Source organism: Microvirga ossetica, assembly GCF_002741015.1.
GTDB lineage: Bacteria > Pseudomonadota > Alphaproteobacteria > Rhizobiales > Beijerinckiaceae > Microvirga > Microvirga ossetica.
Genome location: NZ_CP016616.1, coordinates 1,051,996 through 1,072,360, shown reverse-complemented (window position 1 = coordinate 1,072,360; position 20,365 = coordinate 1,051,996). Strand labels below are relative to the sequence as shown.

Sequence of the window (20,365 nt, the reverse complement as noted above, 5' to 3'; positions counted from 1 at the left end):
GGCGGGCATTCGTGACTTTACTCGGCCGCCTGATGATAGGAGGGGGTGTACAGGGCCTTCGGCTCCGCAAGGATCTTGAGGCGCTCCTGCACGCGGTCGAGCCCGTCGAGCAGGCCGGGAATGGTCACTTCCGACGGGCGCGGCTGCGACGACAGGGAACGCAGGGCGGCGGCCATGCGCTCCGGCGAGCGCGCTTCCTTGTAGTCGCTCAGCATGCTCACGAGCCCGAGCCGCTCGCCTTCCACGGCGCGGATGTACTGCTCGAGCCGCGGCCTGGTGCGCGGCACGATGAGTGTGCGCTTGTCGAAGGACAGGGCCTCGCAGAAGGTGTTGTATCCGCCCATGGCGACGATGGCGTCCGCCTTCTTCATGAGCCATTCGATCTTGTTGTCGAACGACATCACGTCGAGTTTCGGCTGCTTGGCGATGCGCTCTACGAAGGAGCGGCGCTTGTCCCGGTCGATGAACGGTCCGAACAGGATGAGCGCCGGTCGCTCGAGCTCAGCATCGGCCTCGTAGGCCGAGATCACCCAGTCGATCAGGTCGTCGCCGTCGCCGCCGCCGCCGGTGGTCACCAGGATGAAGGGCTGCTTGGTGATCTTCGGATATTTGGTGAGGGACGGGGTCGGCGGCACGTCCCGACGCAGGTAGCCGGTATAGGTGATCCGCTTCCTCACATGCGCCGGAAGGTTCAGGGCCTTGAGCGGTTGGTAGACATCCTTGAGGCCGTAGACCCAGATCTCGTCATAGTACCGGATGAGGGCTTCCTTCGCGCCCTTGCGTTCCCATTCCGGTACGAGAAGCGCCGGCTCGTCCATCACGTCGCGGATGCCGAGCACGAGACGGCATCCGGCCGCCTGCAGATAGTCGAGAGCCGGCACGACCTCGCCGCGGAAGCCGGTCGGCTCCTTGTCGACGATGAAGACATCCGGCCTGAACGCCTTGGCTGCCTGGAGAATAAGGGCCTGGCGCAGGCCTACCGCCTCGTCGAGGCTCACGTTGAGGTTGAGGCTGCGGTAATCCCCGTCCGGCAGCTTGGTGACGCCGGGAATGCGGATGTAGTCGACGCCGCTGTCGAACTCGAAATTGCCGATGACCGGGGAGCCGGAAATGATAACCACCGAGGTGTCGGGACGGTCCTGGACGATGGCATTGGCAAGGGCCCGCGAGCGGCGCAGATGTCCGAGGCCGAAGGTGTCGTGGCTGTAGATAAGGACTCTCGTTCCGCCGGAATGCCCGGGCTGCACCGGGGAGGGAGTTGCATCCCCATCGAAGTCCAACACCAGGTCTGCCATGCGGCTGCCCCATTGATCGGGCGGCGGTCGATTGACGGCGCTTCGCCCTTCTCTACTTTCTACGATCCCCACTGATCAAAAAGGCGGTGCCCAAGATCGGAAAGAGGTTCATCCAGGGGTATAGAAGTGGTAACCGTTGGGCAATGGAAAAGAGCCTCTTCCGATATATTTGGAACCATTCGAAGCGCGACCAGCTGATCGTCTGCGCCGTAGTGCTTGCTTCCCTGCCGTTTTACTTCATGTCCCTGGATCTGCCTCGCCAGATCGTGAACCAGGCCATCCAGGGCGACGCCTTCCGCGACGGCAACCCGACGGCCCCCTTCCTCCATCTCAGCTATGACCTACCGGCATGGCTCGGCGGCAGCCACCTGGAGATCTTCGAGGGCTTCCAGGTCGGCCGCCTCGGCCTGCTGTTCGGCCTTTCAACCCTGTTCCTGTTCTTCGTCATCGTCAACGGGGCGTTCAAGTACTGGATCAACGTCGCCAAGGGAATTCTGGGGGAGCGGATGCTCCGGCGCATGCGCTTCGACCTGTTCTCCATGGTGCTGCGCTTTACCCCGGAGGCTCTGCGCACGGTCAAATCCTCCGAGACGGCAACGATCGTCAAGGACGAGGTCGAGCCGATCGGCGGCTTCATCGGGGATGCGTTCATCACGCCGATCTTCCTGGGAATGCAGGCCATCACGGCGCTGGTCTTCATCATGATCCAGAATGCGTGGCTCGGCCTGATCGCGCTGGCGGTGATTGCCATCCAGTTCACGATCATTCCCCGGCTGCGGCGCGAGCTCCTCAAGCTCGGAAAGCAGCGCCAGTTGGAATCCCGCGAACTCGCCGGGCGCATCGCCGAGATCCTCGACGGCATCGAGGTCGTTCACGTTCACAATACCTACAACTGGGAGCGGGCCGAGATCGGCCAGCGCCTTTTCACGCTCTTCACCATCCGGCTCCAGATTTATAACCGGAAGTTCTTCGTCAAATCCCTCAACAATTTCCTGGCACAGCTGACCCCGTTCTTCTTCTACGCGATCGGCGGCTATTTCGCCCTGCGCGGCACCCTCGACATCGGCCAGCTCGTCGCGGTCGTCGCCGCCTATCGCGAGCTGCCGCCGCCGTTGAAGGAGCTCATCGACTGGGATCAGCAGCGTCTCGACGTTCAGGTGAAATACGATCAGGTCACCCAGCATTTCGCCGAGGAGCGGCTCGGCCCTCTCATGCTCGAAGCCGGCCAGGGAACGGAGCAGGACGAACCGCTCGTCGGACCCTTAGTGGGCGAGGATATCCGCGTCGCCGGTCCTCACGGGGACATGATCATCGAAGACGGAGCCTTCGCGCTCGACCTTCCCACCAGCGTGGCTCTGGTGTCGAACGGAGGCGCCGCGGCGAGCCTGCTCGCGCGCATCGTCGCGCGGCGCATGCAGGAGTTCAGCGGCCAGGTCCGGATCGGCGAGCGCGATCTGGCGCAGCTGCCCCTTTCCGTTGTCGGGCGCCGGATCGCCTATGCGGGTATCGATCCCATTCTTTTTCCCGGCAGCATTCGCGAGAACCTGGTCTACGGCCTCCGCTCCAAGCCTTTGGGCAAGCTGGAGGAGGAAAAGCGGGAGATGGATCGGCGGGTCGCGGAGGCGCTCAGGACGGGCAATCCCGTCGAGAGCATCTCCGATCAGTGGGTCGATTACGAGCGGCTGGGGGCGAAGGACGAGAGCGACCTCGACCGCATCCTCATCGATTTCCTGGATAGGATCGGTATGGGCGATACGATCTATCTGTTCGGTCTTGCTGGCAGGCTCAATCCCGATCAGGACCTCGCTCTCGCCGAGCGCGTGGTCGATGCCAGGCATCGCCTGCGCGAAACCTTCCAGTCGAACGGCATGGCCGATCTGGTCGAGCCCTTCGATCCGGCGCGCTACAACAAGCAGGCGACGGTTGCCGAGAATCTTTTGTTCGGAGTGCCGATCTCCGACGAGTTCAGGGGCCGAAACCTTGCGGAAAACAACCGGTTCCGCAGCGCCATCGATCGGGCGGATCTGACCGACGAGCTCGTGCGCATGGGCGTGCAGATCGCCGAAACCATGACCGAGATCTTCGAGGGCCTGCCCCCGGGACATTCTCTGTTCGAGCAGTTTTCCTTCATCGGCGCGGAAGAGCTGAAGGAGTTCGAAGCCATCCTGCGCCGTCGCGGCCGAGGGGAGGGCAACCTGAAGGGCGAGGACAGGACGCGTCTCCTGTCGCTGCCGCTCGCCTATATCGAGGCCCGGCACCGCCTCGGCCTGCTCGACGAGAGAATGATGGGCCGGATCGTGGAAGCGAGGGGCCTCGTTCGGGAGGTCCTCGAAAATTCAGCCTCCGAAGGGGTCGAATTTTATGATCCCGAGCGGTACTGCGCGGCGGCTCCGCTGCGGGACAATCTCCTGTTCGGACGCATCAGCTATCAGGTCGCCAATGCCCGCATCCGGGTTGCCGAAGCCGTCGCGGCGGTCGTCCGCGAGCTCAATCTGGAACAGGATATCGAGCGGATCGGCCTCGATTATCAGGTCGGCACCGCCGGCAGGCTGCTCTCGCCGCAGGAGCGGGCGAGCGTCAGCCTGGTCCGCTGTCTCGTCAAGCGTCCCGATATTCTCGTCATCGACGGGGCGCTGGCCCCCTTCGACGAGGCCCGCAGCCAGCAACTGGTGGAACTGCTGCTGGAGCTTTTCGAGCAGCAAAGCCTGTTCATGGTCCTGCCGAATGATCGACAGGCCGGGGCTTTCGATGTTCAGTTGCGCTTCCGCGACGGGAAGATCGTCACAGAAAAGACAGAAAAGACGGCCGCTCAGGCCCCCCGGTCCCCCGGACCGAAGCCGGACGCACCGCAACGGATAACAGGAGAGGTGGTATGACCCTTGAGGCAGAGGTTCAGTCCTTGCGGCAGGTGCCGATGTTTCGGGATGTGGATCCGGCCCGCCTGAAGCTGCTCGCCTTCACGAGCGAGCGGGTGCAGTTCTCCGACGGCCAGCGCTTCTTCTCGCAGGGGGACCCGTCCGACGCGGCTTATGTGATTCTCGACGGACGGGCGAGCGTCCTCCTCAACACCCCTGGCGGGGAAATCCAGGTCGCGGAGCTGGGCAGCAATGCCCTCGTGGGCGAGATGGGCATTCTGTCCGATACGCCGCGATCGGCCACTATCATGGCGGCCGAACCGACCACGGCTCTGCGAATCGACAAGCGCGTCTTTCTGGAGCTTCTGGCCCAGTTCCCGCAGATGTCCCTGGCGATCATGCGGGAGCTCGCGAAGCGTCTCGAGCGCACGAATGCGCAGCTCGTCGCACAATCCTCATCCTGACGGGCGGGAATTATTCGCGCTTTTGCGGGGAAAACTGCGGTTAAGGTTAGCAAAAACCTACTTCTTACGGCCAAGCTGACCGATTCTTGTCACAACTACCCGTCAACTCTTGTCTCAGAATGACACAAGGGACGGTCCGAGCCTCTAACCGGACCATGCGGGATTAGTGATGATGAGTAACGCGAGAACGCTGCTATGCGCGGTTCCGCAACCTGTTGCGGAACCGCGCAGGATCGGAAGCCTCCGCGGTTTTCTCCACGTCACCTTGGCCGCAGGCCTGTTGCTGGGCCTTCAGGGGCTGACAGCCGGGCCTGCTGCCGTAGCCACCCTCCCGAGCGCCCTTCTGGCCAGACCCGTCGCCGCCCCCCAGGTGCGCGAGGACATCACCGGCTCGGTCGTGATGGCTTCCGCCGACTTCACCCCGAAGCTGCTGAAGACCCCGGGCCTTTTCAAGGACATCCTCGACGGCGCCTTCTCCCTCGTGAAGCCTCGCCCCGCCAAGCCTGCACCCCAGGTGGCACCCGAGGAGGTGGCAGGCGATCCGGACGAACTGATCCCGTTCAACGGCCGCACCGTGCCGCGCTGGCTGGTCCACTCGATCCTCAAGGCTGCCCATGTGACCGGGGTCGATCCGGTCTACATGATGACCCTGGCGGACGTGGAATCGAGCCTCTCGCCGGAGGCCAAGGCCCCGACATCCTCCGCCCAGGGGCTGTTCCAGTTTATCGACAGCACCTGGATCGAGACCGTCTACCACCATGCCGCCGATTATGGATTCGGTGCTGCAGCGGAAGCGATCGACTACGTCAACGGCGAGCTTGAGGTGGATGCGAAGAACCGGGACTGGATCATGGGCCTGCGGAGGGATCCCTTCTTCTCGGCTCTCATGGCGGGTGAGCTGATCAAGGATGTGGAGCGCGCCCTGCAGGCCGAGGGTGAGCGGGAGCTCGCCGAGGCCGAGCTCTATCTCGCCCATTTCCTCGGCGCCACCAGCGCCGTCCGCTTCCTCGAGGTTCTCGATCAGGACCCGAACATGAAGGCCTCCAAGCTCTTCCCGAAGGCCGCCAAGGCCAATGCTGGGCTGTTCATGGAAGGCAAGGGGCGCAAGCGCCGCCCCGTCAGCGTGGCCGAACTCTACGACAGGATCGACTCGAAGATCGTCCGACGCCTCGACCGCTACGAGGGAATCGGCCCCTATCTCGCCGAGATCGCCCGCCACACCGAACGGACGGCCGAGGCGACGCCTCTCGTTCAGTGAGCGGCAGGTTTTAGCCGATCGCGCTGATGGCCGTGGATGCCGAGGCCGGCAGCGAGCGCATGTGGACGAAATCGCCCTTCGCCAAATAAACCAGCTCGTCCGCCGTCGAGGCGCGCCCGAGAACTTCGTTCCGGTGCGGGAAGCGGCCGAAGCGGCAGATCACTTCGAGATTGGCCTGGGCCTGGCTGAGCGAGAACTGCCAGACGGGCTTGAGATGCTCCGGCGCCTCGTCGATGGCCTGTTCGGAGACCGTGACGATTCTCTTCAGGCGCTCCAGATGATCAGGCCCCTCCGCATGGGCGAGGGGGAGGAAATAGAAGAACTTCTCATAAAGGCTTGTCAGGGCCTCGTAATGCCCGTTTCGAAAGCCCTCCTCGGCGATCTTCAGCGTCTGCTGATCGCAGGCATAGGCCTCGGGGCTGCCGGCGAACAGGCCGCGGGGGAACTGGTCGAGCACGAGGATCAGGGAGAGGCGGCCGCGCGGCGTCTCGAGCCAGTGATCCAGCCGGCCGGCCGTGGCCTCGTCCACCAGCGGCGCAAAGGGCCCGAGCTCCGCGTTGGCGCCACCGCGCATCCACCAAAGCAGCATGCGCCAGTGCTCGCCGATTTCCGCCTGTGAGAGGTCGATAGGGAACCAGAAGTCGTAGACCCTGCGCCAGTCCGCCCGAGATGACATGGGGTTCTCCTCAATTCAAGGAGCCCCGAGATTACCGCGAAAATATGCGGCGCGTTGTGCTTTGCATCACCTGGGGTGGGTCTCAAAACCTGGGGTGGGTCTCAAAACGCCTTGAAGGTGATGATTGTATGCGTGTCGGCGATCTCGGGAATCACCTGGACGTTTTCGGCGATGAAGTGGCCGATATCGACGCCGTCATCCACGTGGAACTTGGCGAGGATGTCGTAATTGCCCGCCGTCGAGTAGATCTCGGAGGCGATCTCCCGGTCGGCGAGAGCGTTCGCGACGGCGTAGGTCTTGCCGAGCTTGCACTTGATCTCGACGAAGAAGGTCTGCATGGGGCGCTCCGGAATGGCGGTCGTCTGGAATCTGGTGTCAGGAGATATGGCACGAGACCGGGCCGGTGAGAACCTCTCCGGCCTTTGGACTGAATCGGCCTCAGGTCCGCCCGATGCTCACATAGGTGAAGCCGTGGCGGCGCATTTCCTCCGGCCGGTAGACGTTGCGCAGGTCCACGACCACCGGAGCGGCAAGGGCAGCCTTCAGGCGGCGCAGATCGAGGGCGCGGAAGGCGTCCCATTCGGTCACCAGCACCAGGGCGTCGGCGTCGCGGGCGCAGTCATAGGGGTCCTTGGCGTAATCCACATCCGTCAGGACGGCCTCGGCCGCTCCCATGCCTTCCGGGTCGTAGGCCTTGATCCGGGCGCCGGCGTCTCGCAGCGCCGTGATCACGTCGATGGAGGGCGCATCGCGCATGTCGTCGGTGTTCGGCTTGAAGGTCAGCCCGAGCACCGCGACGGTCTTGCCGCGCACGGAGCCGCCGCAGGCGGCGATCACCTTGCGCCCCATGGCGCGCTTGCGCTGGCTGTTCACCGCCGCCACCGTCTCCACGATGCGCATCGGCGCCTCGTAATCCTGGGCGGTCTTGATCAGGGCCAGAGTGTCCTTCGGGAAGCACGAGCCGCCATAGCCGGGACCGGCATGGAGGAACTTCGAGCCGATGCGGTTGTCGAGGCCGATGCCGCGGGCCACGTCCTGCACGTCGGCGCCCACCTGCTCGCAGAGATCCGCGATCTCGTTGATGAAGGTGATCTTGGTGGCGAGAAAGGCATTGGCGGCGTATTTTGTCAGCTCCGCCGTGCGCCGGGTCGTGGCCAGCACCGGGGACTGGTTGAGGTAGAGCGGACGATAGAGCTCGGTCATCACGCTCAGGCCCCGTTGATCTTCGGTGCCGATGACGATGCGGTCCGGGCGCTTGAAGTCGGTGATGGCTGCGCCTTCGCGCAGGAATTCCGGGTTCGAGACCACGCAGAAATCCGCGTCGGGCCTGACCTCGCGGATGATGCGCTCGACCTCGTCGCCGGTGCCGACGGGCACGGTCGACTTGGTCACGACCACCGTATAGCCGTCCATGGCGGCGGCGATGTCGCGGGCGGCCTGATAGACGTAGGACAGGTCGGCATGGCCGTCCCCGCGCCGGGATGGGGTGCCGACCGCGATGAACACGGCCTCGGCGTTGCGGACCGCCTGCTGCAGGTCGATGGTGAAGGTCAGGCGGCCCTCGCGCGTGTTCTTGGCGACGAGTTCGGACAGGCCCGGCTCAAAGATCGGGATCTCGCCGCGGTCGAGCGCCTCGATCTTGGCCGGATCCTTGTCGACGCAGCAGACGTCGTGGCCGAAATCCGCAAAGCAGGCGCCGGAAACCAATCCGACATAGCCCGCTCCGATCATCGCGACACGCATCGGGAGCTCCCTGTTAACTCAAGCCTCCGGTTTAGGGTGGTCTCGGTTTGGCCGCAAGCCGCAGGTTGCTACGATAAAGAGCAAGGATTTTCTCGGTTTTGAAACAATAACCCCTTTGACTTCTGGCGTAAGTGCCGCCAAAACACCGCCGCTTTCAATCGGGGCATTGATGAACAATCCTTTTCTTGTCGAGGTCACCCGCGGGCACCTGGTCGAGTCGCGCCATAGGGGCAGCGTCTCGGTGGTGGATGCCGAGGGGGCTGCGGTTCTGTCGATCGGGGACGTGGACAGGCGCGTTTTTCCGCGCTCCGCCGTCAAGGCGCTGCAGGCCCTGCCCTTGGTCGAGAGCGGCATTGCGGACAAATACGGCCTGACCGACCAGGAGATCGCGCTCGCCTGCGCCTCCCATGCCGGGGAGCCGGAGCATGTGGCGGCGGCCAAGTCCATGCTCGCCAAGGCGGGGCAGGATGTCGGCTGCCTGGAATGCGGCACCCACTGGCCCATGAGCGAGGCCGCCAGCCGCGCCTTGGCGGCAAAGGGCGCAAGCCCCAACGCCCTGCACAACAACTGCTCCGGCAAGCATGCGGGCTTCATCTGCCTCGCCTGCGGCGAAGGCCGCGATCCCAAGGGCTATATCGGAGCAGATCACCCGGTGCAGCGCAGCGTGCGCGAGGCCATGGAGGAGATCACCGGCGCCTGCCACACCGTCGAGAAGAGCGGCATCGACGGTTGCTCGATCCCGACCTATGCGATCCCGCTGCCGTCGCTTGCCTTCGGCTTCGCCCGGTTCGGAACCGGCGCCGGCCTGCCGGGCGCCGGCAAGGCGGCCGCGGCCCGGATCCGCAAGGCCGTGGCGCGCCACCCCTTCATGGTGGCCGGCACCGGCCTCTTCGACACCAGGCTCATGGAGCTGCTCGGCGAACGCGCCTTCGTGAAGGTCGGGGCCGAGGGCGTCTATTGCGCCGCCTTCCCCGAACTCGGCTACGGCGTCGCCCTGAAGGCGGAAGACGGCAATGCCCGCGCCGCCGAGGCCATGATGGCAGGCCTCGTCCTGCGCTTCCTCAATCTGGCCTATGACGAGCGCAAAGCCGTCGAAGCCCTGGCGCATCCGGTGCTCAGAAACCGGAACGGCATGGAAGTCGGACAGCTCCGGGTCTCGTCGGAGATTTTGGGCACAGCCTGAACGGGTCCGCCGCTATTTCAATGGAAGGAAGATGTCCGTCACCGCCTCGTGCTCGGGCACATCCGGGAAGAACCTAACCCGTCGGCAATAGAGCGGGCTGTCCCGCGGCTCCTCTCCGCTTTGCGGCAGCCAGGTTCCATAGAGATAGGCCAAGGCGGCGGCGAAGCTGTCCTCGGTGCCGACATGGCGCAGGACGGCACAGCGCCCGCCGGGGATCGCCTTGATCGCAATTCCCGCATCGTTGGGCGCCACGTCCCGGTCCGTTGCGACGCAGATGCCGAGCCGAAAGTCTTTCGGTGGCGTGGCGTGAGGGTCGTCATAGAGGGTGTTGAAGACCGCGCTCGCCTTTGGGATGCCGGTCTGTTTGCGCCATTCGATGAACCGGCGCACCGAATCCCCGATCAGTGCCGGATCGCCCCGATGCACCAGTTCGGCGACGCGGATGTCGTCGGTGTCTTCGATGCGCACATCCCCGTCGGTCCAGGTTCTCGCCATGTGGATCTTCCTTGTCTCGCTGAGCGGCTGATGGGCTGCGTGCCAAGACGTCCATTGCGGTTCGTTCCGGAACGCGCTCGGGCTCTGTCCGAAGGTTTTCTTGAAGGCGCGGGCGAAGGCTTCCGGCCCCTCGTATCCGCTGTCGAACGCAATCTGCAGGATGGGCTCATCCTCGCGGAACGCGAGCTTGTACGAGGCGCGCTTGAGGCGTGCCAGCTGCACGTATCGGTAGACGCCGATCCCGAAGAGGGCGGAGAACTGCCGATGGAAATGATACCGCGAGAAAGCCGCGACCCCGCTTAGCGCGTCGACGCTCAGATCCTCGTCGAGATGCTCCTCGATATGCTGGAGCACCCTTTGGAGCCGGGCCCGATAATGGTTGGTGGTCTGCGCCGTCACGCTGATCTCCGTCTTGACCTGCAAACGCTTATTCCCAATCGGCCGCATCCGGCCTGACGGAAATTGCTGATCTGCGCGTCAGATCCCCAAGAGCCTGACGATCTCGCTCGCCCCGGCATTCGGCGACAGGGTGCCGTCCGCGATGGCTTTCTCGATGGCGGGTACGCGCTGGCGCAGGGCCGAATCGTGGGTCAGGCGCTCGTGCAGGCGCTCATGGACGAGGGCCCACATCCATTTGGTGTCCTGCGCCCGCCGTTTCGCAGCGAGTTCGCCGGTCGCCTCCAAGCGCTTGCGGTGATCGAGAACCTTGGTCCAGAGTTCGTCGAGGCCCTGTCCCGTGAGGCCCGAGATCGTCAGCACCGGCGGTGACCACGTGGCCGAGGCCGGAGTCAGGATGTGCAGGGCCGCCTTGTATTCGGCGGCGGCGGCCTTCGCCTTGGCGCCCGCATCGTCCGCCTTGTTGACGGCGATCAGGTCGGCGAGTTCGAGGATGCCCTTCTTGATCCCCTGCAGCTCGTCGCCCGCGCCCGGCAGCATGAGGACGAGGAAGAAATCGGTCAGGTCCGCGACCGCCGTCTCCGACTGCCCGACGCCGACGGTCTCGACCAGGATCACGTCGAAGCCTGCGGCCTCGCAGAGCAGCATCGTCTCGCGGGTCTTGGCAGCAACGCCACCCAGCGTGCCCGAGGACGGGGAAGGGCGGATGAAGGCGTTCGGGTCCGTCGAAAGCCGCGCCATGCGGGTCTTGTCGCCGAGAATCGCGCCGCCGGTGCGGGTCGATGAGGGATCGACCGCCAGCACCGCCACCTTGTGGCCCTCCTCGGTGAGCATGGAGCCCAGCGTGTCGATGGCGGTGGATTTGCCCACCCCCGGCACGCCAGTGATGCCGATTCGCACCGCATGGCCCGTGCGGGGCATCAGCTCCTGAAGCAGCGCGCGGGCCGCCTCGCGGTGATCGGGCCGGCGCGATTCCATGAGCGTGATGGCGCGCGCCAGCGCCGCCCGGTCGCCCTTGGCAACGGCTTGAGCTGTTACAGTCCCTTTCCTCTGTGGTTCTTCACTCATGCTCACGTCTTAGACGATTCTGGCTTCAACAGGCACCCTCGGGCCTGCGCCCGACGTTGCAGTGTCCTCCTGCAAATTTGAGGTCTTATGGAGCAATTGCACCAAAAGGGTGTGAATCCTCCAAAGGCCGGATAGGAGACTATCCGGTGACGACTACACAAAATCCAAGCAATAGTGTTAGCTGGCCTGAATGGCTGGCTGGCGTTTCTTCTACAAAACTGATCGTTCCGTCGACCGCATCGGCTATTGGGCCGGGGTATTCGGTCCAGGCGGCTTGCTGGCTACGCTCATGACGTGGGCAGCAAGCGCATTCGAGCCGATAGCCCGGTACGGGTGGGGCGGCATTGTAATTGCGGGCGCTGTTCTCGGCTGCTTCGTGGTGCTGACCATAGCGGCAGGACTCATTGCGTGGCGGCAGTTCAACCCACTCCCTGCCTCGCCTGGAAGCACTAACGCGCTTTCCAACGAAGCGTCTATCTCTGAAGGACACGCTGTTTCTGGCCAGATCCAGAAATTGCAGGAACGTCTTGAGGGGCTTACCCGAGCGATGGGTGAGTCAGAGCGGGCTAAGAACCAAACTTTTGAAGGCTTCCAAGCTGAGCTTTCCGAGCTTAAGAACCGTTTGTCCAAGATCGATGACAGCCTTCGGCCCAAACAGATGGGCCTGCTAGCTCTTGGGTCAGGTCAGAATTACGAAACTCGCCTGGATGCCATCGAGGCGATGGTTCAAGGCGCGCGAGACTCGATAAAGGGCACAGTTGACGGCCTTCTGCATACGATGGATTAGCGTAAACTTATCCAAGATCAGCTCAACGAGGCTATGCTGACGTCATTGCGCGCCCGCGATGCCCTGGAAATCTTGCAAACGGCGGACTCCAAGGCGGTGAGTTTGGGCGAAAAGCTAATCTCAGCAGTGACTTACGAAAATGGCGCGGCGTGGTCTGTCGATCACAACCAATGGGGTCATCATCTCAGCATAATAGATGGCCTCATAGCGCAGTGGTTTGGGGACAAACACCAAGATCTCATTGATCTTAAGCACTATCACTACGAGTCAGAGAAGCGGACGGCACCGCCCCATATTCTTGCCGATGAAAGCGAGAATTATAGGCGCTATAAGCACGTCTGCATCTCGCATGACAGATACCTTAACGTACGGAGAGATGCGTTCGCCTACTTCAAGAGTAAGGCGCACGACCTCCCGCGCTAGTCCAATCCGGTCGGAGCGCGCCGGGGATGAGACGCTGATCCTTCTCGACACCGACGGGGACGCAGCGGCCGAAGCCGTCATCGCGCTTGCAGGCGCGCATGACATGCGAACCGGCTGGTTTGTCCTGTAAGACAAGGTCGCGAACAGCGGAATATAGCGCCGGGGCGTGAAGACCTTATCAGGGCTCTCGCCGCTCCGGCGCCCTCACCAGATGATCGGGTCCATGCCGATTCGTCCCCAGGCGGGGATCTTGACGGCGGGGCGGCGCACGTCGATGCCGGCGACGAGGCCCATGAAATCGATCTCGAGCCCTTCGACCCAGCCGAGCGCAACGCCGGCATAGCCGCCCAGCGAAATCTGGATGCCGGTCCGGCTTGGGGTCAGGCCGACGATGTCGCGCCAGGGCTGCCAGTCCTTGCCGAGAGCGGTCGGCGGCAGCGCCGCGGCGAGCTCGGGGACCGAGCGCATCACATGGGCAACGAAAGTGTTCGAGTTCGGACCGGGCCAGGCGTTGTAGGCGCCGAAGGTCTGGTAGGGATAGCTGGTCACCGCCTTCCTGACCTGCGGAATCAGCCGCTCGGCCTCAGGCCCCTCGATGACGATGACCGGATGGGGCGCGTTGCCGAACCAGCGCCCATCCGGCGCCCAGCCGTTGGTGCGGACCGGACTGCCCCAGCCGACCTTGTCGTAGCGGGTGTAGTCGCGCGCGCCGGCCTCCTTCACCACCACCCAGGTGTGGTGGGCGAAGATGCCGCGCCAGCGGCCGACCCGCGCCGCATAGACCGCGACGATGGCCTGGGGCGCCTCGGTTGCCACCGGCAGGAGCTTGGCGCTCGACCAATCGGCGGCAATCCGGTTGGGCGCGATATCGTCGCGCATGGCCCACCAGAGCGCATGAGCCCCGAGCGGAAGGAGAAACAGGCCGACGATGACGAGAAAGATGCGGGACAGAAAGACGAGCATCACGGCAGGGTAACGTGCGCGGCCTGAGGCCAGCAAGGCGACGGGCGGGCGCAGCCGTTCACCATTGCTTTACCGTCGCGGGTCACAAAGGATGGTTCCGCCCGGCCTCCGCCTTGCGCCCGCCATGATCGGGAGCAACACAGCGCTTCCGCCTTTGTGTCTCCTCTCACTCTCCGGCCTCATGTTCCCTGTCCCTCGCCTTGCCCTCGTCTGCCTTGCAAGTCTTGCCCTGTCCGGCTGCCTTGGGGAGGACTCGGCGCTCGTCAGCCCGGTTTCGTCGCAGGTCGGTCTTGCGCGCGACCCGAAGCTTCTCGTCGCGACCACGCGGCTTCCCGTCGGCGATCCGCTGCGCAAGCCCTGGTTCAGCAGCGAGCGCTCGCCCGACATGATCTTCGCCGAAGCGCGCCTGACGCCGCCCTCCGATTCCCTCATCGGGCGCGGCGACTGGAGCATCGCGAAGGTCGAAAACGTGGACCGGAGCAACGCGGCGCAGGCCTTTGCGCAGGCGGCCTTCGGCCATAACCTGCTGCTCTACATCCACGGCTACAAGGAAAGCTTCGAGACGGCGGCCACCTCGACCGTCGACCTCTCCGAGGGCATCAGATTCGCCGGCGTCACGGGGCTCTTCACCTGGCCCTCCGCCGCCTCGACCTTCAGCTACGTGGCCGACCGCGAAAGCGCCATGTGGTCGCGCGACGCGCTCGAGGACCTGCTCACCGCCATCGCCAAGACGCCAAGCGGCGGGCGCATCCACATCGTGGCGCACAGCATGGGCACGATGCTGACCCTCGAGACCCTCCGCATGCTGCGCGCCTCCGGCGGCGAGAACGCCATGGAGCGCATCGGCGCGGTGGTGCTGGCCGCCCCCGACATCGACATCGATCTTTTCGCCCGCGGCCTGGAGCGGCTCGGACCGGACGCGAAGAAGATCACCGTCATCAGCTCCACCAACGACCGGGCGCTCGCCGTCTCGAGCCGCCTCGCCGGCGGCATCATCCGCGCCGGCGCCGCAGACCGCGAACGGCTGGAATCCCTCGGCGTGCGCGTCGCCGACGCCTCCGAATTCGGCGGCGGCATCATCAACCACGACCTGTTCCTGTCGAACAAGGAAGTGCAGCAGGTGGTGAAGCGGGCGATCGAGCGGTCTTGAGAAGCTGGCTTGAAAATCGCCTCACTTCCGAGCCCTCATCCTGAGGGGATTGCGTCAGCAATCCGTCTCGAAGGATCAGGGCGTTTCCAGTATTCTCTGGAGCCTCCTTCGAGACGCAGCTGCGCTGCTCCTCAGGATGAGGGCGGAGTTTTGAAGGCAGGCACCAAGGACCGCAGTTACTCCGCCGCCTGTTTCGGCCCGTAGCCGAGCCTGCGGTTGAGGTCGTCGATCAGATTCACCGCGGCGTCCGCGATCACCGTGCCGGGCGGGAAGATCGCCGAGGCGCCGGCCTGGGTAAGGGCGTCGAAATCCTGCGGCGGGATCACGCCGCCGACCACGATCATGATGTCGTCGCGGCCGTATTTGGCGAGCTCGCTCTTGAGCTCCGGCACGAGGGTAAGATGACCCGCTGCCAGCGACGAGACGCCGATGATGTGCACGTCGTTCTCGATCGCCTGGCGCGCCGCTTCTCCGGGCGTGGCGAAGAGCGGGCCGATATCCACGTCGAAGCCGAGATCGGCGAAGGCCGACGCGATCACCTTCTGACCGCGGTCGTGCCCGTCCTGGCCCATCTTGGCGACGAGAATGCGCGGACGGCGGCCGTCGTCGTGCTCGAACTTTTCCACCAGCTGGCGAACTTTCTCCACGGCTGGCGACGCCATGCCGACCTCCCGCTTGTACACGCCCGAGATCGCCTTGATCTCGGCGCGGTGACGACCCCAGACCTTTTCCAGCGCATCGGAAATCTCGCCCACCGTCGCCTTGGCGCGCGCCGCCTTCACGGCGAGATCGAGCAGGTTGCCTTCCCCCGATGCCGCGGCCTGGGACAGTGCATCGAGCGCTGCATCCACATCGGCCTGAACGCGCTCGGCCTTGAGACGTCTCAGCTTTTCGATCTGGCTCGCGCGCACCGCCGCATTGTCGACTTTGAGAATATCGATGGAGGCCTCGTCCGTGGACTTGAAGCAGTTCACGCCGACGATCTTCTGGTGGCCTGAATCGATGCGCGCCTGCGTGCGGGCGGCAGCTTCCTCGATCTTCAGCTTCGGGATGCCGGCCTCGATGGCCTTCGCCATGCCGCCGAGTTCCTCGACCTCCTGGATATGCGCCCAGGCCTTCTGCGCCAACTCGTAGGTGAGGCGCTCGACATAATACGAGCCGCCCCACGGATCGATGATGCGCGTGGTGCCGCTTTCCTGCTGCAGGAAGAGCTGCGTGTTGCGCGCGATGCGGGCCGAGAAATCGGTTGGCAGCGCCAGCGCCTCGTCCAGCGCGTTGGTGTGCAGCGACTGCGTGTGGCCTTGGGTTGCCGCCATCGCCTCGATGCAGGTGCGGGTGACGTTGTTGAACACGTCCTGCGCGGTGAGCGACCAGCCCGAGGTCTGCGAGTGGGTGCGCAAGGGCAGCGACTTTTCGCTTTGCGGGTTGAAGCCCTTCACGAGCTTGGCCCAGATCAGGCGCGCGGCGCGCATCTTGGCCACTTCCATGAAGAAGTTCATGCCCACCGCCCAGAAGAACGACAGGCGCGGCGCGAACTGATCGATGGTCAGCCCCGCGGCGATGCCGGCGCGGATATACTCGACGCCGTCGGCGAGCGTATAGGCAAGCTCGAGATCCTGCGTCGCACCGGCCTCCTGCATGTGATAGCCGGAGATCGAGATCGAGTTGAACTTCGGCATGTTGGCCGAGGTATAGGCGAAGATGTCGGAGATGATGCGCATCGACCCTTTCGGCGGGTAGATATAGGTGTTGCGCACCATGAACTCTTTGAGAATGTCGTTCTGGATCGTGCCGGAGAGTTTTTGGGCCGGCACGCCTTGTTCCTCCGCCGCGACGATGTAGAGCGCGAGCACCGGCAGCACCGCGCCGTTCATGGTCATCGACACGCTCATCCGGTCGAGCGGAATGCCGGCGAACAGGGTGCGCATGTCGTAGATGGAATCGATGGCTACACCCGCCATGCCCACATCGCCCGAGACGCGCGGATGGTCGGAATCGTAGCCGCGATGGGTGGCGAGGTCGAAGGCGACCGAGAGACCCTTCTGCCCGGCAGCGAGGTTGCGGCGGTAGAAGGCGTTCGAATCCTCGGCCGTGGAGAACCCGGCATATTGGCGCACGGTCCAGGGCTGGTTGACGTACATGGTGGGGTAGGGACCGCGCAGATAAGGCGCGATGCCCGGATAGGTGTCGAGGAAGTCGAGCCCGGCACGGTCCTCTGCCTCATAGGCTCCCTTGACGGCAATCCCCTCCGGCGTCAGCCAGGGCTCGGCCTTCTGCGCCGGGGAAGATGCCGGAGGGGCATCGGCGAAGGCGATGCTCGAAAAGTCGGGAATGCTGGTCATGGCCTTGGAACGGGTGCCCTCGACGGATAAGACAAAGTCGATGGCCTCATTTTAGGGCATCGGGCGGCGGGATGCTATCGGCGCATGGTTGGAGGGTCTCCAATGTCATCCCCGGCGGCCGAAGGCCGGGAAGGGGATCTACGACCAAGCGCAGTGCTATTGGGTTCCCTTCCCCTCCGCTGACGCTCCGGCCGGGAATGACACAGTTTCATCACCCCCCTTCTCCGCACTCCAGTAGCCCGAGCAAACCCGTCCGCCTGAGGTCGACCAGGTGCCCCGTCCCGTCGCGCCGGACAGCCGGCCGGAGACGTTGGCACGGTCCTGGCCGCGCGAGATGCTGGCCGAGACGGAGCCGTTCGGGCTGACCTGACCGTTCACGTTGAAGTTCTCCGGGCCGCCGTAGCGGGCGCGGCCGTTCTGGACGATGACGGCATAGCGATAGGCCCTGTCGCAGGCTCCCTGCTCGGTGACCACCTCCACGCTCCAGTTGCCGTCGAAGCGGTTCGTCTGGGCCTGAGCCTGAGGCGGAAGAAGGCAGGATGCCGCGAAGGCCGCGCCCAGCCAGGGCATCACTCGCATCGAACGCTCCAAAAACTTCTGATGTCGGGCAGAACCAACGTGAGGTTTTCGGGCGGAGTTCCTGGACCGCCTTTCGGCTTTGGGTGAGCCACGCAACGCCGTTCCGGATGCCGAGATCGGCGGGCGGCGCGGAAGTCAATCCTAAGCGCAGGCCTCGTCGAGAGCCTGACTCAGAACCTTGAGGGTGTCGCACCCGGCGAAAATGAAAGTGGTGATACCGGCGCCTTTCCATGCATCTTCATGGTTACCCTGGCGCCCCGCCAGATAGACGAGCGTCGATCCCGAAGATCGCAGGGTTTCGGTAGTCTCGACTGCATGATTTTCGTAAATCTCATCCGTCGAACAGATGCAGCAAAGCTTGGCTTTGCTGTCGAGATAGGCTTGGCGAAGCTTGCCCTGGTCCGAAAATCCATCGTTCGTGATAGCTTCTATTCCTCCGGCCTCGAAGAAATTCTTGGCGAAGGTGGAGCGCGCCGTGAAGGCCGCGATCGGGCCGAGATTGGCGAGGAAGATCCTTGGCCGGGTGCCGGTCTTTGCGAAATGGGCATCCGCGCGATCGCGCAGGCGCTCGAAAGGCTCTGCCGTCCGGATGGAGGGCAGGGGAGCGATGGTGAGCTTCCCCTCCCCCTTGTGGGGAGGGGTAGGGGTGGGGGTGTTGGCGCCTGAGCCTGATAGGCTATCGCTCACACCCCCACCTCCATCTCCTCCCCACAAGGGGGAGGAGAGCTCGTTCGGAGCTGCAAACAGCACGCTCACCTCAGCCTCGCCGATATTCGGAAACTCGCTCGTGCCGGTGATCGGCTCCTTGCGGGTGGCGGCGGCCTTCTCGCGCTGCGCCCGCACGGCGGCAATGCGGGCCTGGAGCTTGTCGCCTTTCAGGCTCTCCAGAATCCCGCCCTCGCGCTCGATCTCCTGGAACAGCGCCCAGGCTTTCTCGCAGAGCGCATCGGTCAGCGCCTCGAAGCCGCCCGCACCGGCCGCCGGATCGGCCACGCGGGCGAGGTTGGATTCGTCGAGCAGGATCAGCTGCGTGTTGCGCGCGATGCGGCGGGCGAATGCATCGGGCAGGCCGAGCGCCGCCGTGAACGGCAGCACTGTGATCCCGTCTGCGCCGCCGATGCCGGCGGAGAAGGCCGCGACGGTGGTGCGCAGCATGTTCACCCACGGATCGCGCCGGGTGGTCATGCGCCAGGCCGTTTCCGCATGCAGGCGGATCGGCTTCGGCTCCAGGCCGCAGGCCTGCTCGATCCGCGCCCAGAGGCGGCGCATGGCGCGCAGCTTCGCCACGCTCAGGAACTCGCCCGCATCGGCCACGAGCAGGAAGGAGAGCAGATCGCGAGCGCTCTCGAGCGAATGGCCATGAGCCTCCAGAGTACGAAGATAGGCCACGCCGACGGCAAGCGCCGCCGCGAGCTCCTGGGCTTCGCCGGCTCCGGCCTCGTGAAAGGCACGTGCATCGATCCGCAGCATCGGCCCTTTGAAACCCTGATCCTGTAAGGTCGAGACCGTGTTCGCGACACGCTGCGACAGCTCTGTCCAGGGGAGAACGATCTGCCCGGTTCTGGCGATATCTCCCAGCGGATCGAGACCGAAATCGATGGCGAGCGAGGCCGGGTCCAGCCCGCGGCGCTTGACGAGCGCGGAGACTTTTTCAGCGACGAGCCGCCCCATGAAAGGAGCGGTTTCGATCTTGAGGGCAATGAGATCGAGCATCACGCCGGAGAGCGTCCGGTCGAGGTCCTCGACATTGTCGACCCCAACACCGAAACCGCGTGCCGAGGGCGCACCGGCGAGAATGAGATTGAGGCAATCGGCACCGCCTTCGAGATCGAGAAGCGCGAGCTCGTTCGCCTTCGCCGGCTCGGGATGATCGATCCGCTGCGACACGCGCCAGCGCCCGGCCTGCTCGCGCGCAACTGGCGCAGATCCTTCCGCCTTCGGGTAGAGCGGCTGGATCTCGATGCCGTCATGCGTGCGGGCGACGAGCTTCTTCCGGAAGTCCGCGCCCTTGAGCACGCCCTCGACGCGCTCGAGCCATTGCTCGCGGGTCGCCTGGGGAAAGTCGGAGGCTAGGTTGAGGTCGTCCATGGAAGTTCTCGTCCGGCAGCAGCGGAAATTTTGCGGGACGATACCGGGTCCGGCCGGCGGTGGGAATGCCCTAAAGGACGATGGGGCGGGAGACAGCGTCATCCCAGACGGCGAAGCCGATCCGGGATCGTTCGCAGAACGTTGAATTTCGTTCTGAAACCGATCCCGGGTTCTGCTGCGCAGCCCCGGGATGACGAGCTTTGGTGCTCAAACGAACTGCGAAAGCCCCGGGATCGAGCCGACGATGGGGCCCATCACGTCCTCGCCCGCCTTCTCGCGGCCATAGGCGAAGAGTTCCTTGCCGAGGGGCTGCATCTGGCCCATGGAGACGCCGACGCCCATGAGCTGGCCGCCGAGCGCCATCACGCCGCCGCCCATCGAGCCCATCGTGCCCATGAGGCCGCCGCCGTTGCCGCCGGCCTTCGATTCCTCGATCGCCTCCTGGGCGCCGGGCAGCGCCGCAATCAGCTGGTTGACTTCGGCCTGCGGCCCTTCCTTCTGGAGATAGCCCAGGATGATGCCGATGGCCTTCCGAGCGGTTGCCTGTTCAAGGCCGGTCTTCTGCGTCACGCGGGCGATGAGCTCTTCCATCTGATTCTC

18 protein-coding genes are annotated in these 20,365 nt (G+C 64.4%); 7 read left to right on the top strand and 11 right to left on the bottom strand.

The features are described from left to right. Window positions 1-17 precede the first annotated feature (17 nt). A complete protein-coding gene (locus BB934_RS05015) occupies window positions 18-1,295 on the bottom strand; it encodes a glycosyltransferase family protein (RefSeq protein WP_099508647.1) in 1,278 nt (425 codons plus the stop codon). A gap of 239 nt (window positions 1,296-1,534) precedes the next feature. Here BB934_RS05015 and BB934_RS05010 point away from each other — a divergent pair, with 239 nt between their 5' ends. From BB934_RS05010 to BB934_RS05000, 3 genes are all read left to right on the top strand, one after another. Then, window positions 1,535-4,171, top strand: a complete 2,637-nt coding sequence (locus tag BB934_RS05010) for an ABC transporter transmembrane domain-containing protein (protein WP_237050189.1) — start codon at window positions 1,535-1,537, stop codon at window positions 4,169-4,171. Then, on the top strand, window positions 4,168-4,614 hold the full coding sequence (locus tag BB934_RS05005) for a Crp/Fnr family transcriptional regulator (RefSeq protein ID WP_099508645.1): 447 nt from the start codon (window positions 4,168-4,170) through the stop codon (window positions 4,612-4,614). Before BB934_RS05010 ends, BB934_RS05005 begins: the two co-directional genes overlap by 4 nt. Before the next feature lie 172 nt (window positions 4,615-4,786). Further along, entirely contained in the window at window positions 4,787-5,872 is a 1,086-nt protein-coding gene (locus BB934_RS05000; protein WP_162299141.1) for a transglycosylase SLT domain-containing protein, read from the top strand. Between the two features lie 10 nt (window positions 5,873-5,882). On the opposite strand, the gene BB934_RS04995 is transcribed toward BB934_RS05000, so the two are convergent. From BB934_RS04995 to BB934_RS04985, 3 genes are all read right to left on the bottom strand, one after another. Next, window positions 5,883-6,548, bottom strand: coding sequence for a DUF924 family protein (locus tag BB934_RS04995; RefSeq protein ID WP_099508643.1), 666 nt, complete (start codon window positions 6,546-6,548; stop codon window positions 5,883-5,885). Window positions 6,549-6,649: 101 nt separating this feature from the next. Further along, entirely contained in the window at window positions 6,650-6,886 is a 237-nt protein-coding gene (locus tag BB934_RS04990; RefSeq protein ID WP_009494007.1) for an Lrp/AsnC ligand binding domain-containing protein, read from the bottom strand. Between the two features lie 100 nt (window positions 6,887-6,986). Next, window positions 6,987-8,291, bottom strand: coding sequence for a UDP-glucose dehydrogenase family protein (locus tag BB934_RS04985; protein WP_099508642.1), 1,305 nt, complete (start codon window positions 8,289-8,291; stop codon window positions 6,987-6,989). 169 nt (window positions 8,292-8,460) lie between these two features. Here BB934_RS04985 and BB934_RS04980 point away from each other — a divergent pair, with 169 nt between their 5' ends. Beyond that, window positions 8,461-9,474, top strand: coding sequence for an asparaginase (locus BB934_RS04980; protein ID WP_099508641.1), 1,014 nt, complete (start codon window positions 8,461-8,463; stop codon window positions 9,472-9,474). Window positions 9,475-9,486: 12 nt separating this feature from the next. On the opposite strand, the gene BB934_RS04975 is transcribed toward BB934_RS04980, so the two are convergent. Beyond that, window positions 9,487-10,368 (bottom strand): AraC family transcriptional regulator, encoded by an 882-nt coding sequence (locus tag BB934_RS04975; protein WP_162299140.1) that lies wholly within the window; start codon window positions 10,366-10,368, stop codon window positions 9,487-9,489. A gap of 78 nt (window positions 10,369-10,446) precedes the next feature. Then, window positions 10,447-11,433, bottom strand: a complete 987-nt coding sequence (meaB, locus tag BB934_RS04970; protein ID WP_099508639.1) for a methylmalonyl Co-A mutase-associated GTPase MeaB — start codon at window positions 11,431-11,433, stop codon at window positions 10,447-10,449. A 190-nt stretch (window positions 11,434-11,623) separates the two neighbouring features. Here meaB and BB934_RS04965 point away from each other — a divergent pair, with 190 nt between their 5' ends. Together BB934_RS04965 and BB934_RS46890 are read left to right on the top strand one after the other, a co-directional pair. After that, complete coding sequence (locus tag BB934_RS04965; protein WP_099508638.1) at window positions 11,624-12,220, top strand: hypothetical protein; 597 nt, start codon at window positions 11,624-11,626, stop codon at window positions 12,218-12,220. Between the two features lie 376 nt (window positions 12,221-12,596). Further along, window positions 12,597-12,773, top strand: a complete 177-nt coding sequence (locus BB934_RS46890) for a hypothetical protein (protein ID WP_157934039.1) — start codon at window positions 12,597-12,599, stop codon at window positions 12,771-12,773. Between the two features lie 74 nt (window positions 12,774-12,847). On the opposite strand, the gene BB934_RS04955 is transcribed toward BB934_RS46890, so the two are convergent. Next, complete coding sequence (locus BB934_RS04955) at window positions 12,848-13,606, bottom strand: DUF3750 domain-containing protein (protein WP_099508636.1); 759 nt, start codon at window positions 13,604-13,606, stop codon at window positions 12,848-12,850. A 181-nt stretch (window positions 13,607-13,787) separates the two neighbouring features. On the opposite strand from BB934_RS04955, the gene BB934_RS04950 reads away from it, so the two are divergent. Continuing rightward, window positions 13,788-14,756 (top strand): alpha/beta hydrolase, encoded by a 969-nt coding sequence (locus tag BB934_RS04950; RefSeq protein ID WP_099512633.1) that lies wholly within the window; start codon window positions 13,788-13,790, stop codon window positions 14,754-14,756. 176 nt (window positions 14,757-14,932) lie between these two features. Here BB934_RS04950 and scpA read toward each other — a convergent pair whose 3' ends face one another. From scpA to BB934_RS04930, 4 genes are all read right to left on the bottom strand, one after another. Beyond that, window positions 14,933-17,098, bottom strand: coding sequence for a methylmalonyl-CoA mutase (gene scpA / locus BB934_RS04945; RefSeq protein WP_099508635.1), 2,166 nt, complete (start codon window positions 17,096-17,098; stop codon window positions 14,933-14,935). 156 nt (window positions 17,099-17,254) lie between these two features. Further along, window positions 17,255-17,677, bottom strand: coding sequence for a hypothetical protein (locus BB934_RS04940; protein ID WP_099508634.1), 423 nt, complete (start codon window positions 17,675-17,677; stop codon window positions 17,255-17,257). Between the two features lie 141 nt (window positions 17,678-17,818). Next, complete coding sequence (locus tag BB934_RS04935; RefSeq protein WP_099508633.1) at window positions 17,819-19,765, bottom strand: methylmalonyl-CoA mutase family protein; 1,947 nt, start codon at window positions 19,763-19,765, stop codon at window positions 17,819-17,821. A 207-nt stretch (window positions 19,766-19,972) separates the two neighbouring features. Beyond that, entirely contained in the window at window positions 19,973-20,356 is a 384-nt protein-coding gene (locus tag BB934_RS04930; protein WP_099508632.1) for a DUF2267 domain-containing protein, read from the bottom strand. Window positions 20,357-20,365 lie beyond the last annotated feature (9 nt).